Here is a 12,518-nt window from a genome sequence, read left to right on the forward strand (position 1 = left end):
GCATGACCCCGAGCCTTACCCGTTTCCCGCACGCGCTTGTCGCGTTCAGCCTGGCGCTGATCCTGGCTCTCGCCCTGCCGCAGGCTCCGGCGCGGGCGCAGAATCTTTTCGCACCGGTCATCTTCGTCAATGACATGGCGGTGACGCGCTACGAGCTTCAACAGCGCGCGCGGATGCTGACGCTGTTTCGCGCACCGGGCGACACCAACCGCCTTGCGCGTGAGCAACTCATCGAGGAACGCCTCAAGCAGGAGGCGGCCCGTGCGATCGGTATGAACCTTCCCGAGGAATTCGTGACCGAGGGGATGGAGGAATTTGCCGGACGCGCCAACATGACCGCCGAGGAACTCATCGCCGGTCTGGCACAATCGGGCGTCTCCAAGGAGTCGTTCCGGGCCTTCGTCGAGGCCGGAATCACCTGGCGCGAATTCACGCGGGCGCGCTTCGCCTCAAGCGTCTCGGTCTCCGAGGCCGAGATCGACCGCGCCACACGGGCGCTTTCGGGGGGGGCGCCGGTTCGGGTTCTGTTGTCGGAAATCGTCCTGCCCGTTATCAGCCTCGAGGATGCCGAGGCCAAGCAGGCGCTGGCCGCTCGAATCGCAACCGCGCAGAGCGAGGCGCAATTTGCCAGTTTTGCCCGCCAGCATTCCGCCGCGCCCTCGGCCGGCGCGGGCGGGCGCATGAACTGGCAGGCGCTGTCGGATCTGCCGCCGGTTCTGCGTCAGGTCGCGCTTGACCTCGGACCGGGCGAGATTTCCGATCCGCTGCCCATCGAGGGCGGTATCGCGCTCATCATGCTGCGCGACATCGCGGAGGGCGAGCCGCCCACGCCGCGCTATTCCGCCATCGAATACGCCGCCTATTACATCCCCGGCGGTCGCAGCGAGCAGGCTCTGGCGCGCGCGGCGCAGGTCCGTGCCTCGGTCGACACCTGCGACGACCTTTACGGCGTGGCTTTCGGGCAGCCGCCCGAGGTTCTGGAGCGCGGATCCCTGCCGCCCGAGGATATCCCCGCCGATATCGCCGCCGAACTCGCCCGGCTCGATCCCGGCGAGGTTTCGACCAACCTCACCCGCGCGAACGGTCAAACCCTTGTGTTCCTGATGCTGTGCGGGCGCTCGCCCCTGATCGACGGCGAGGCGCCGACCGTGGAAAACCTCACCAACTTCATCCGTAACCAGCGCATCCAGTCGCTGGCAGACGGATATCTCGAACAGCTCAAGGCCGAGGCGCGGATCGTCGAGCCGTGATCGCGCTCACCTGCGGAGAGCCGTCGGGCATCGGCCCCGAAATTGCCGCAAGCGCATGGTCTGCCTTGCGCGGGTCCGTGCCCTTCTTCGTGATCGGCGATCCGGCGCATCTGCCCGAGGGCGTGCCGGTGGCGGTGATCGGGCGGCCATCGGAGGCGGCGGCGGTGGTCGGGGCATTGCCGGTGCTGGCCCACCCCTTTCCCGGCCCCCGCACCCCCGGCCAGCCGCAGGCCGCACAGGCCCAGGCCGTGATCGACGTGATCGCGCGCGGCGTGGCGCTGGTGCAGGGCGGAGAGGCAACCGCGCTCTGCACGGCCCCCATCCACAAGCACGCCTTGCAGGAGGGGGCGGGTTTCGCCTTTCCCGGCCATACCGAATATCTCGCCCATCTGGCCGGGGTGGGCCGGGTGGTGATGATGCTGGCCAGCCCCGCGCTGCGCGTCGTGCCCGCCACGATCCACATCCCCCTGTCGGAGGTGCCGCAGGCGCTGAGCGCCGAATTGCTGGAGGAGGTGATCCGCATCACCCATGCCGCGCTCATCAGTGATTTCGGGATAGCGGCACCCCGGTTGGCGGTGGCGGGGCTCAATCCGCATGCGGGCGAGGGCGGGCGCATGGGGCGGCAGGAGATCGAGGTGATCGCGCCGGTGCTGGACCGGTTGCGCGCCGGGGGGATGGACCTGCGCGGACCGCTTTCGGCTGACACGATGTTTCATGCCCATGCGCGCGCAGGTTATGACGCGGCCATTTGCATGTATCACGATCAGGCGCTCATCCCCGTAAAGACGCTCGATTTCGACCGGGGCGTGAACGTGACGCTGGGGCTGCCCTTCATCCGCACCTCGCCCGATCATGGCACGGCACTCGACATCGCGGGGCAGGGGCGCGCCAATCCCGCCTCGCTGATCGAGGCGCTGCGGCTGGCGGATACGCTGGCGCGGGCGCGGGCATGAGCGCGCTTGACGACCTGCCGCCGCTGGCCCGGGTCATCGCCGCGCATGGTCTTTCGGCGCGCAAGTCGCTGGGGCAGAATTTCCTTCTGGACCTGAACCTGACATCCAAGATCGCACGGCAGGCGGGCGATCTCTCGGGGTGCGACGTGCTGGAAATCGGCCCCGGTCCGGGCGGCCTCACGCGGGGTCTCCTGATGGAGGGCGCGCGTCATGTGCTGGCCATCGAGAAGGACGCGCGCTGTCTGCCCGCGCTGCAGGACATCGCAGAGGCCGCAGAGGGGCGGTTGACGGTGCTCAATGCCGATGCGCTCGGGTTTGATCCGCTGTCGCATCTCGCGCCGCCCATCCGTATCGTCGCCAACCTGCCCTATAATGTGGGCACCGAATTGTTGATCCGCTGGCTGACGCCGCCCGACTGGCCGCCGTTCTGGCAATCGCTCACGCTGATGTTTCAGCGCGAGGTGGCCGAGCGCATCGTGGCGCGGCCCGGTGCCAAGGCCTATGGTCGGCTGGCGCTTCTGGCGCAATGGCGCTGCGACGCGCGGATCGTGATGCACCTGCCACCCGAGGCCTTCACCCCGCCGCCCAAGGTGTCGAGCGCGGTGGTGCATCTGACCGCGCTGCCCGCGCCGCGCTATCCGGCGGATCCACGGGTGCTGGAACGGGTGGTGGCGCAGGCCTTCAACCAGCGCCGCAAGATGCTGCGCGCGGCCCTGAAGGGCGTGGCCCCCGATATCGAGGACCGGCTTCTGGCGGCGGGTATTCAGCCCACGGAGCGGGCCGAGACGGTGGGGCTGGAACAGTTCTGCGCCTTGGCACGGGGGCTGGCGGAGTTGTCGACGCCTTGAGCCGCGCGAGCGCCCGCCCGGGGGGCGGTCGGGCGCTCGCGCGGCGGCGTGCGGGGCACGCCTTGATTCCGCGCGGGGTTGGCTCTGATGTGGCGCTTTGGGCCAAACGTCGCGCCAAGCGGGTGCCAACCTCACCCCGTGAACGCCGCCACCTCCGCCCCTGAAATCTCCAGCAAGGTCCGGGGCGCGATCCCGAAAAGATGACGCGGCGTGCCCGCCGCGGCCCAGACCTCTGGAAATTCGAGCAGATAGGGGTCGAAGAACGCACGCGGCGGGGTGAGGTGCCCCACGGGCGACACCCCGCCGATGGCAAAGCCCGTCTGCGCCCGGATGAGCGCCGCATCGGCCTTGCCCAGAGGGGCACCCGCCACGCCCGAGGCGCGCGCGGCATCCACCCGGTTCGCGCCCGAGGTGACGAAAAGCAGCGCCGCGCCGCTCGCCTCGTCGCGGAACATGATCGACTTGGCGATCTGCGCCACGTCGCAACCGACAAGATCGGCGGCCATCTGCGCGGTGGTGGCGTCGCCGATCTCGACCGGCTCGATATCAAGCCCTGCCTCGGCAAGGGCGCGGCGGACGCGGGCGACACTTTTGCTCATCGGTCTCCTGTCGGTATTGTCTCGGTGCCGGGTGAGTTTTTCACGCGGCCTTGCCATTGACCAGACCCGCCGTGGCTGTATCACTCGCGGGCATGACATTTGCCAGCCACCTCACCCGATGCCCGCGCCCGTTCGAGCCCTCCGAGGGCGCGGAGGCGCGCGCCCATGTCCCCGGCCTCGGCGGTCCGCTGGCCGATCTGGTGGCGGGGGCGGCGGGGTGCAGCCCGTTCCTGAAGTCGCTCGTGATGCAGGAAGGGGCGTGGCTCATCGAGGCGGCACTGGCCCCCGAGGCGGCGTTGGCCGCGCTTTACGACGACCTGCGTGAAACCGCCCCCGACGCGCTGCCAAGCGCGCTGCGGATGGCCAAGCGGCGCGTGGCGCTCTTGACGGGGCTGGCCGACCTGGGGGGCGTCTGGCCGTTGGAGCAGGTCACCGGGCATCTCACCGATTTCGCCGACCTGGCCTGTGATCTGGCGCTGCGTGCCGCCCTCGGGGCCGAGATCCGGCGCGGCAAGCTGCCGGGCATGACCGAGGACGATCTGGACAGCGGCGCGGGGATGGCCGTCTTTGCCATGGGCAAGATGGGCGCGCATGAACTCAATTACAGCTCTGACATCGACCTCATCTGCCTCTTCGATGAAGGGCGGTTTGGGCGCGAGGATTTCCACGAGGCGCGCGCAAGTCTTGTGCGTGCCACGCGCAAGATGGCGGCGATGCTGGGCGACCGCACCGCCGAGGGCTATGTGTTCCGAACCGACCTGCGGCTTCGCCCCGATTCGGGCGTCACACCCGTCTGCATGGCCATGGCCGCCGCCGAGACCTATTACGAGAGCCTTGGCCGCACATGGGAGCGCGCGGCGTGGATCAAGGCGCGGGCGGCCGCGGGCGACCGGGAAGCGGGCGCGCGGTTCATCGAGACGCTGCGGCCCTTTGTCTGGCGGCGGCACCTCGATTTCGCGGCCATCGACGACGCCCACAACATGCGGCTGGCGATCCGCGAGCATAAGGGGCTGGGCGGCACGCTCACCCTGGAAGGGCACAACATGAAGCTGGGCCGCGGCGGCATCCGCGAGATCGAGTTCTTCACCCAGACACGGCAGCTCATCGCGGGCGGGCGCGATGCCGACCTGCGGGTGCGCGGCACGGTCGAGGGGCTGGCGCGGCTGGCCGAAAAAGGCTGGGTGCCGCAGGAGGCGGCGGAGGCGCTGACCGCGCATTACCGCTTTCACCGCGAGATCGAACACCGCGTGCAGATGCTGCGCGACGCGCAGACGCATCTTTTGCCCACGACGCCCGAAGAGTTCGACCGCCTTGCCGCCTTCACCGGGCGTGACGTGGCGGAATTGCGCGCCGAGATCACCGAGCGGCTCTTGGCGGTCGATGACCTGATCGAGGGGTTCTTCCGGCAGGAGGCGACCGGTGCCGCGCCCGCGCCCGCTCCTGAAACCCAATTCGACGAGGAGGTGATCGCGCGCTGGCGCGGCTATCCGGCGCTGCGGTCCGAGCGCGCGCAACAGATCTTCAAGCGGCTGCGCCCCGAGATCCTTGCGCGGCTTGCCCGCGCCGCCAATCCGGCCGAGGCGCTTCTGGCCTTTGACGGGTTCCTGCGCGGGCTGCCTGCCGGTGTGCAGGTGTTCTCGCTCTTCGATGCCAATCCGCAATTGATCGACCTGCTGGTGGATATCGTCGGCACGGCACCTGCGCTCGGGGCTTATCTCTCGCGCAATGCCGCCGTGTTCGACGCGGTGATCGCGGGGGATTTCTTTGCGCCATGGCCGGGGCGCGCGGCGCTGGAGGCGGCGCTGGCGGAGGTCATGCGCGCCGAGGCCGATTACGAGCGCGCGCTCGATCAGGCGCGGCGCTGGCACAAGGAATGGCATTTCCGCGTCGGCGTGCATCACCTGCGCGGCCTCAGCGATGCCGGGACGGCGGCGGCGCACTATGCCGATCTGGCGGGTGCGGTGATCGGCGCGCTCTGGCCCATGGTGATCGCGCAGTTCGGCGAGAAGCACGGAGCGCCGCCGGGGCGCGGCGCGGTGGTGCTTGGCATGGGCTCGCTCGGGGCGGGGCGGCTCAATGCCGGGTCTGACCTTGATCTCATCGTGATCTATGACGCCGAAGGGGCGGACGGGTCGGACGGGCGCCGCCCGCTGGCACCCCGGCCCTATTATGCACGTCTCACGCAGGCGATGATCACCGCGCTGACCGCGCCCATGGCCGAGGGGCGGCTTTACGAGGTGGACATGCGCCTGCGCCCCTCGGGCAATCAGGGGCCGGTGGCGACAAGCTGGCCCGCCTTTCGCAGCTATCAGCAGGGCGAGGCGTGGCTCTGGGAGCATCTGGCGTTGACGCGGGCGCGGGTGATCTGCGGCGAGCAGAGCCTTGCGCGCGATGTCGAGGCGTTTCGCACAGGCCTTCTGGCGGGCGGGCACGCGCGGGGCGACGTGATCCGCGCCGTGGCCGAGATGCGCGCCCGCGTGGCCGGTGCCAAGCCGCCCGAGGGGGCGTGGGATGTAAAGCTCGGGCCGGGGCGGCTGATGGAGCAGGAGCTGGTGGCGCAGGCGGGCAACCTGCTGGCGGGGCAGGGCGCGCGCGATGTCGCGGCCGGGTTCGAGGGCGCTGTCGCAACCGGCTGGATGGATGCCGCGGATGGCGCAGCGCTGGGGCAGGCTTATGCGCTTTGCTGGCAGGTGCAGATGGTGGCGCGCCTCTTGAACGGTGCGGTGCTGGCCCCGGACCGGATCGGCGAGGGGGGGGCGGCGCTTGTCTTGCGTGAGAGCGGGGCAGAGAGCCTTGAGGCGCTGGAGCGGCGCTTGGGCGCGCTCTGCGGGGCGGCGGCCAAGGTCATCGACCGGGCGCTTGGGGAAAGGGAAGGCTAGGCCATGGCACGCGGCGAGGTGCATGACGCGAAAGGCCTCATCCGCGAGGCATATCGGATCGAGGGGATCGGACCGGGGGAATGCCGGTCTATCTTTCTTGACTGGGCGCTGGCGGTGCCCGAGGGCGAGGAGGTGCGCGGCGCACTGGAGGCGCTGATCGCCCGACACGCACCCGACCATCCCGATCATCCGATGACCGCCGTTCTGCGCGAGGGGCTGGAGAGCGCCGCGCGCCCGCGCCGCCGGGGAGGCTGGCGCTCGCGACCGCGCGACTGACCGGAGAGTCCCGCCGCTGGAATGCACCGGATTCGTCTAAAATGCGCCTTATTAGGCGCGCATCCACGGGGTGAGAAACAAGGCTCAGCCGATGGAGTATGACATGCGTATTGTGAAACTTGGTACCGCGCTGATGCTTGGCCTTGGCCTTGCGGCCTGTGCCAGCCCCGAAACAGCCAGCCGCAACGCACCGCTTGACGTGTTGCTGAGCGCGCCTGCCGCGCTTCCGATCCACGTGCAGGAGATCCGTGTTTCGGTGCCGAAATCGCTCAAGGTCTCGGAGGCCAACCGCTATTTGCCGTCGGGCGATATCGTTTGGCGCGAGGAAGCGCCCGGTGATCGGCACGCACAGGTCAAGGCCATCCTCGAGACGGCATTTGACCGAGGCGCGTCCAGCCTGCCGCAAGGCACGGTGCCGGTCGTGCTCGATGTGGAACTGGAGCGGTTTCACGCGCTGAGCGAGAAGGCGCGCTATACCGTCGGCGGACGGCACGGGATCAGGTTCAGCTATGTGCTGCGCGACGCCGCGACCGGTGCCGTGCTCACCGCGCCGAAATCCGTCGATGCCAGCTTTCGCGCGCTTGGCGGGCAAGAGGCCATCAACGCCGAACGCAAGGGGATCACGCAAAAGGTGCGCATCACCGAGCATCTGGCGCAGGTGATCCGCGAGGAGCTGTCCACCGGGGGAGGCGACCCGGCACAAGCGGTCGCCATGTTGCGCACGCTCAACCGTATCTGAGCTTTCCCAGCCCGCGCAAAGGGCCTAAAGGGGGCGGTATGACACCGCTCCCTTATCCCGTTATACGCCTCTTGCCCAAGACCGATGCCCGCGCGATCCGCCACGGCAGCCCCTGGGTATTCGACAACGAGCTTGTGATCGACCGCCGCACGCGCGCGCTGGCCCCCGGCACGATCGCCCTGCTGGAGGACAATGCGCGCGAGGCGCTTGGCGTGGTCGCGGTCAATCCTGCCTCGAAGATCATGGCGCGGATGCTCGACCGTGATCCGGCCGCGCGGATCGACCGTGACTGGCTCATCTCGCGCCTTGCCCGCGCCCATGCCCTGCGCGCGCGGCTCTTCGATGCCCCCTATTACCGCCTTGTCCATGCCGAGGCCGATGGCCTGCCCGGCGTGGTGATCGACCGCTTCGGCGATGTGGCGGTGATCCAGCCCAATGCCGCCTGGGCCGAGGCGCTCTTGCCCGATCTGGCCGCCGCCGTGCAGGCGGTGACGGGTGTGGCGCATGTGCTCAAGAACGCCTCGGGGCGCGCGCGCGCGCTTGAGGGTCTCGACGATGCAAGCGCGGTTCTGGCCGGCTCTGCGCCGGGCGGTCCGGTGCCGGTGGCGATGAACGGGGCCACCTATATGGCCGATCTGACAGGTGGTCAGAAAACCGGCCTCTATTATGATCAGCGCCCCAATCACGGCTTTGCCGCGCGGCTGGCGCAGGGGGCGCGGGTGCTCGACGTGTTCAGCCATGTGGGCGGCTTTGCGCTCGCCTGCCTTGCCGGGGGGGCGGATAGCGCGCTGGCGGTCGACGGCTCGCAGCCCGCGCTTGATCTGGCGGGCGAGGGGGCGGCGCGCATGGGGATGGCCGCGCGGCTCGAAATCCGGCGCGGCGATGCGTTCGAGGTGATGGAGGCGCTGGCGGCCGAAGGCGCGCGCTTTGACGTGGTGATCTGCGACCCGCCCGCCTTTGCGCCCTCGAAACCGGCGCTGGAGAAGGGCTTGCGCGCCTATGAGCGGGTGGCGCGGCTGGCGGCCGGTCTTGTGGCCGAGGGTGGGTATCTGGGCCTGTGCTCCTGTTCCCACGCCGCCGATCTGGCGCGGTTCCGCACCGCCTGCACCCGTGGCATCGGGCGCGCGGGGCGGGCGGGGGCGCTGATCCGCACGGGCTTTGCCGGACCGGATCATCCGCTGCATCCGCAACTGGCCGAATCGGGCTATCTCAAGGCGCTGTTCTTTCGCCTATGAAGGTGGTTCTGGACGCCTGCCTGCTCTATCCCACGGTGATGCGCGAGATGCTGCTGGGGGTGGCGGCGGCGGGGGCGTTTGATCCACTCTGGTCGCCGCGCCTGCTGGGAGAATGGCAGCATACGGCATCGCGGCACGGCCCCGAGGGGCGCGCGCAGGCCGAGGCCGAGGCCGCGCGCATGGCGGCGCGCTGGCCGCGTGGCTGCATCACCTGTCCGCCCGGTCTCGAGGCACGGCTCTACCTGCCGGACCCGGCGGATATTCATGTCCTGGCGGCCGCGGTCGCGGGTCATGCCGACGGTATCCTGACGCTGAATGCGCGCGACTTCCCGCGCAACATCCTGGCCGAGGAGGGGCTGTGGCGGGCCGATCCCGATGCGTTTCTGCACGGCATCTGGCAGGCGCAACCGGCGATGGTGGGCGGCGTGGCGGTGCAGGTGCTGGCGACCGCGCGGCACCTTTCGGCGCGGGAGTGGGAGATGCGCCCGCTTCTGAAAAAGGCGCGCCTGCCGCGTCTGGCCAAGGCGCTCGGATAGCGTCCGCGCCTCAGCCCGGCGGGCGGAGTGCGCCCTGAAGCATCTGCGCCAGTGCAAACAGGCGCTGTTCGATCAACACCGGCGTCTCGCAGAGATAGGTGATGGTGGTCTGCCGGTCGCTATAGATCGTCTGGTCCCAGTCGATCTGTTCCTCGAGCGCGTCGATCCGGTCGAAATCCGGGCTGTCGGAAGCCATGAGGCCCGTCATCTCGGCGCGCGCCGCCTTGACGCGCTCGGCCAGCGCAATCTGGCTGAGCGAAAAATTCTCGATCCCCTTGATCACATGCCCGCGACGGGTCGAGAGCGTATCGAACGCCTGCGCAAAGACCCGGCCAAGGATTTCCGGAGACCCGTCATGGCGGGCGGCAAAGCCGACGATCTCGGGGCGCAGCGCCTCGGGGTCGAGACGGCGCAGCGCAAGGCGCGCGGCCAACGCGTCGATCTCGGCCCGCAAAGCGGGATCGCCCGGCACCTCGTCGGGGATCGGATGGGGCCACATCAGCCCGACGGAGAGCGCGCCCACCTTGCGCTGGATGCAGGGCCATGTGGGATCGGAGAAATCCGCGGCCATGCCCGGCCCGGCGGCGATCATGCCTGCGAGCGCGAGCGCGGCCAGACGTCGGAGCGGGGCGGGGCAGGGTCCTTGTTTCATCGCGCAATCTCCTCTTGGTCTCACTATGCGGAAGCCTCGGTGCCCTGTCCACCGCGCGCACTACCTACCAAGGTCGCAATTGTTCGGCGCGCGGGCTCACTCGCATACTGCCGTGGACAGTGAGTGTATGGCGCGCCATCATCGGGCCATTGTCACACACTTGAAAACAAGAGGATCACATGAGAACGAGAGCGGCAGTTGCAGTGGAGGCAGGCAAGCCTCTGGAGATCATGGAGGTCAATCTCGAGGGGCCCCGCGCAGGCGAGGTTCTGGTCGAGATCAAGGCCACGGGCCTCTGTCATACCGACGAGTTCACCCGCTCGGGCGACGATCCCGAAGGGATCTTTCCCGCCATCCTCGGCCATGAGGGCGCGGGCGTGGTGGTTGAGCTGGGCGAGGGGGTGACGAGCCTTGAGGTGGGTGATCACGTCATCCCGCTCTACACGCCCGAATGCCGCGAATGCGACTATTGCCTCAACCCCAAGACGAACCTGTGTCAGTCCATCCGATCGACACAGGGTCAGGGCCTTCTGCCCGATGGCACGACGCGGTTTTCCATGCTCGACGGCACGCCCATTCATCACTACATGGGCTGCTCGACCTTCGCCAATCACACGGTTGTGCCGGAGATTGCGCTGGCCAAGGTGCGCAAGGATGCGCCCTTTGACAAGATCTGTTACATCGGCTGCGGCGTGACCACCGGCATCGGCGCGGTGATCAATACCGCCAAGGTGGAACTGGGCAGCACCGCAATCGTGTTCGGGCTGGGCGGCATCGGCCTCAATGTCATTCAGGGACTGCGGCTGGCGGGCGCGAAACAGATCGTCGGCGTCGATCTCAACCCCGGCAAGGTCGAGATGGCGACGCATTTCGGCATGACCGATTTCGTGAACCCCAAGCACGTGACGGGCGATCTGGTGGCGCATCTGGTGGAATTGACCGGGGGCGGCGCGGATTACACATTCGACGCCACCGGCAACGTGAATGTCATGCGCACGGCGCTCGAGGCCGCGCACAAGGGCTGGGGCGAAAGCGTCATCATCGGCGTGGCACCTGCCGGGGCCGAGATCAGCACACGGCCCTTCCAGCTTGTGACCGGCCGGGTCTGGCGCGGCACGGCGTTCGGCGGCGCACGCGGGCGCACCGATGTGCCCAAGATCGTCGACATGTACATGAACGGCATGATCGAGATCGACCCGATGATCACGCACAAGCTGACGCTTGACGAGATCAACCACGGCTTCGACCTCATGCACCGGGGCGAGAGCATTCGCGCGGTGGTGGAGTATTGAGCTTGGAAACCGTCTCCGAAAACCGAAGCTTCGGTGGTGTGCAGGGTGTCTACAGGCACCGCTCGGAGGTGTGCGATTGCGACATGACCTTCGGCCTCTACCTGCCGCCACAGGTCGCGGATGGCCCGGTGCCGGTGCTGTGGTATCTGTCGGGTCTGACCTGCACGCATGAAAATGCCATGGTCAAGGGCGGATTTCAGGAACATGCGGCGCGGCATGGGGTGGCGGTGATCTTTCCCGACACCTCCCCGCGCGGCGAGGGTGTGGCCGATGACGGGGCTTATGATCTGGGGCAGGGGGCGGGGTTCTATGTGAATGCCACCCGTGCGCCCTGGGCACCGCATTTCCGCATGTATGACTATGTCCTGGGCGACCTGCGTGGGCTGGTCATGGGCGCGTTTCCGCTGGCCGACCGGCACGGCATCACCGGCCATTCCATGGGCGGTCACGGCGCGCTCACGCTGGCGCTGCGCAACCCGGAGATGTTCAGCTCGCTCTCGGCCTTTGCCCCGATCGCGCATCCCACGCGCTCTGACTGGGGGCGCAAGCAGTTGGGTGCCTATCTCGGAGAGGATGAGAGCGCCTGGGCCGATCACGATTCCGTGCTGCTGCTGGAGGAGCGGGGCTGGAAGGGAGATATCCTTGTGGATCAGGGAACTGCCGACAACTTCCTTGATCTCTTGATGCCCGAGGCACTGGCCGGGGCGATGGCGAAGCGGCGGCAGGCGGGGCAATTCCGGCTGCAAGCGGGCTATGACCATTCCTATTTTTTCGTATCTTCGTTTGCCGCCGATCACGTCGCGTGGCATGCTGAACGCCTGACAGGCAAACAACCTCAGGGAGTGACTGAATGAAACGATTGACCATTGCCAGCTTTTGCCTTGCCGCCCTGCCGCTGATGGCTGCGGCAGAGGGCGATGCCGCTGCTGGCGAGAAGGTGTTCAACAAGTGCAAGGCCTGCCACATGGTCGGCGACGATGCCAAGAACCGCGTGGGTCCCGTGCTGACGGGGGTGGTGGGCCGCGCGGTCGCGTCGGTCGGGGATTTCAAATATTCCGACACGCTTACGGAAAAGGGCGCATCTGGCGCGGTCTGGACCGAGGAAGAGCTTGCTGCCTTCCTCACCAATCCGAAGGACTATGCCAAAGGAACAAAAATGGCGTTCCCCGGGCTGCGCAAGGAGGAAGAGCGCGCCGATGTGATCGCCTATCTCGCGACCTTCTCGCAGTAGGTCGCGGCGAGATTGCGGCGGCGGGGCG

13 protein-coding genes are annotated in these 12,518 nt (G+C 68.1%); 11 read left to right on the forward strand and 2 right to left on the reverse strand.

The features are described from left to right. Window positions 1-2: 2 nt before the first annotated feature. From ACSSV8_RS01835 to rsmA, 3 genes are read left to right on the forward strand one after another with little or no spacing between them, the layout of a single operon-like run. On the forward strand, window positions 3-1,250 hold the full coding sequence (locus ACSSV8_RS01835; RefSeq protein WP_454281321.1) for a peptidylprolyl isomerase: 1,248 nt from the start codon (window positions 3-5) through the stop codon (window positions 1,248-1,250). After that, window positions 1,247-2,203 (forward strand): 4-hydroxythreonine-4-phosphate dehydrogenase PdxA, encoded by a 957-nt coding sequence (gene pdxA / locus ACSSV8_RS01840; RefSeq protein ID WP_454281322.1) that lies wholly within the window; start codon window positions 1,247-1,249, stop codon window positions 2,201-2,203. Before ACSSV8_RS01835 ends, pdxA begins: the two co-directional genes overlap by 4 nt. After that, window positions 2,200-3,051 carry a 16S rRNA (adenine(1518)-N(6)/adenine(1519)-N(6))-dimethyltransferase RsmA gene (gene rsmA / locus ACSSV8_RS01845; protein WP_454281323.1) on the forward strand — a complete coding sequence of 284 codons (852 nt, stop codon included), beginning with the start codon at window positions 2,200-2,202 and terminating at the stop codon, window positions 3,049-3,051. The genes pdxA and rsmA overlap by 4 nt, the downstream gene beginning before the upstream one ends. A 131-nt stretch (window positions 3,052-3,182) precedes the next feature. Here rsmA and ACSSV8_RS01850 read toward each other — a convergent pair whose 3' ends face one another. Next, window positions 3,183-3,650, reverse strand: a complete 468-nt coding sequence (locus tag ACSSV8_RS01850) for a YbaK/EbsC family protein (RefSeq protein ID WP_454281324.1) — start codon at window positions 3,648-3,650, stop codon at window positions 3,183-3,185. A 92-nt stretch (window positions 3,651-3,742) separates the two neighbouring features. On the opposite strand from ACSSV8_RS01850, the gene ACSSV8_RS01855 reads away from it, so the two are divergent. The 5 genes from ACSSV8_RS01855 (at window position 3,743) to ACSSV8_RS01875 (ending at window position 9,315) form a co-directional block, all read left to right on the forward strand. Beyond that, entirely contained in the window at window positions 3,743-6,529 is a 2,787-nt protein-coding gene (locus ACSSV8_RS01855) for a [protein-PII] uridylyltransferase family protein (RefSeq protein WP_454281509.1), read from the forward strand. Between the two features lie 3 nt (window positions 6,530-6,532). After that, window positions 6,533-6,805, forward strand: a complete 273-nt coding sequence (locus ACSSV8_RS01860) for a hypothetical protein (RefSeq protein ID WP_354536941.1) — start codon at window positions 6,533-6,535, stop codon at window positions 6,803-6,805. A gap of 103 nt (window positions 6,806-6,908) precedes the next feature. Further along, window positions 6,909-7,544 (forward strand): DUF6778 family protein, encoded by a 636-nt coding sequence (locus ACSSV8_RS01865; RefSeq protein WP_454281325.1) that lies wholly within the window; start codon window positions 6,909-6,911, stop codon window positions 7,542-7,544. 38 nt (window positions 7,545-7,582) lie between these two features. Further along, the gene (locus ACSSV8_RS01870) at window positions 7,583-8,779 is read left to right on the forward strand and encodes an RSP_2647 family RNA methyltransferase (RefSeq protein WP_454281326.1); all 1,197 of its coding nucleotides are present in this window, start codon (window positions 7,583-7,585) and stop codon (window positions 8,777-8,779) included. Continuing rightward, window positions 8,776-9,315 carry an RSP_2648 family PIN domain-containing protein gene (locus ACSSV8_RS01875; protein ID WP_354536944.1) on the forward strand — a complete coding sequence of 180 codons (540 nt, stop codon included), beginning with the start codon at window positions 8,776-8,778 and terminating at the stop codon, window positions 9,313-9,315. The genes ACSSV8_RS01870 and ACSSV8_RS01875 overlap by 4 nt, the downstream gene beginning before the upstream one ends. A gap of 10 nt (window positions 9,316-9,325) precedes the next feature. On the opposite strand, the gene ACSSV8_RS01880 is transcribed toward ACSSV8_RS01875, so the two are convergent. Continuing rightward, entirely contained in the window at window positions 9,326-9,967 is a 642-nt protein-coding gene (locus ACSSV8_RS01880; RefSeq protein ID WP_354536945.1) for a hypothetical protein, read from the reverse strand. Between the two features lie 179 nt (window positions 9,968-10,146). Here ACSSV8_RS01880 and ACSSV8_RS01885 point away from each other — a divergent pair, with 179 nt between their 5' ends. The 3 genes from ACSSV8_RS01885 to ACSSV8_RS01895 are packed head-to-tail and all read left to right on the forward strand — an operon-like array spanning window position 10,147 to window position 12,490. Then, a complete protein-coding gene (locus ACSSV8_RS01885; RefSeq protein ID WP_354536946.1) occupies window positions 10,147-11,259 on the forward strand; it encodes an S-(hydroxymethyl)glutathione dehydrogenase/class III alcohol dehydrogenase in 1,113 nt (370 codons plus the stop codon). After that, window positions 11,256-12,113, forward strand: a complete 858-nt coding sequence (gene fghA / locus ACSSV8_RS01890) for an S-formylglutathione hydrolase (RefSeq protein ID WP_354536947.1) — start codon at window positions 11,256-11,258, stop codon at window positions 12,111-12,113. The genes ACSSV8_RS01885 and fghA overlap by 4 nt, the downstream gene beginning before the upstream one ends. Then, complete coding sequence (locus tag ACSSV8_RS01895) at window positions 12,110-12,490, forward strand: c-type cytochrome (protein WP_454281327.1); 381 nt, start codon at window positions 12,110-12,112, stop codon at window positions 12,488-12,490. Before fghA ends, ACSSV8_RS01895 begins: the two co-directional genes overlap by 4 nt. Window positions 12,491-12,518: the final 28 nt, after the last annotated feature.

This window comes from Roseovarius sp. MBR-79, assembly GCF_053628555.1.

What these genes read in the sequence shown, in the direction of transcription:
- ACSSV8_RS01885 (WP_354536946.1), top strand. Translation starts at nt 10,147, where the DNA reads ATGAGAACGAGAGCGGCAGTTGCAGTGGAGGCAGGCAAGCCTCTGGAG.
- rsmA (WP_454281323.1), top strand. Translation starts at nt 2,200, where the DNA reads ATGAGCGCGCTTGACGACCTGCCGCCGCTGGCCCGGGTCATCGCCGCG.
- ACSSV8_RS01880 (WP_354536945.1), bottom strand. Translation starts at nt 9,967, where the DNA reads ATGAAACAAGGACCCTGCCCCGCCCCGCTCCGACGTCTGGCCGCGCTC.
- ACSSV8_RS01865 (WP_454281325.1), top strand. Translation starts at nt 6,909, where the DNA reads ATGCGTATTGTGAAACTTGGTACCGCGCTGATGCTTGGCCTTGGCCTT.
- ACSSV8_RS01875 (WP_354536944.1), top strand. Translation starts at nt 8,776, where the DNA reads ATGAAGGTGGTTCTGGACGCCTGCCTGCTCTATCCCACGGTGATGCGC.
- ACSSV8_RS01870 (WP_454281326.1), top strand. Translation starts at nt 7,583, where the DNA reads ATGACACCGCTCCCTTATCCCGTTATACGCCTCTTGCCCAAGACCGAT.
- ACSSV8_RS01860 (WP_354536941.1), top strand. Translation starts at nt 6,533, where the DNA reads ATGGCACGCGGCGAGGTGCATGACGCGAAAGGCCTCATCCGCGAGGCA.
- ACSSV8_RS01850 (WP_454281324.1), bottom strand. Translation starts at nt 3,650, where the DNA reads ATGAGCAAAAGTGTCGCCCGCGTCCGCCGCGCCCTTGCCGAGGCAGGG.
- ACSSV8_RS01895 (WP_454281327.1), top strand. Translation starts at nt 12,110, where the DNA reads ATGAAACGATTGACCATTGCCAGCTTTTGCCTTGCCGCCCTGCCGCTG.
- ACSSV8_RS01855 (WP_454281509.1), top strand. Translation starts at nt 3,743, where the DNA reads ATGACATTTGCCAGCCACCTCACCCGATGCCCGCGCCCGTTCGAGCCC.
- ACSSV8_RS01835 (WP_454281321.1), top strand. Translation starts at nt 3, where the DNA reads ATGACCCCGAGCCTTACCCGTTTCCCGCACGCGCTTGTCGCGTTCAGC.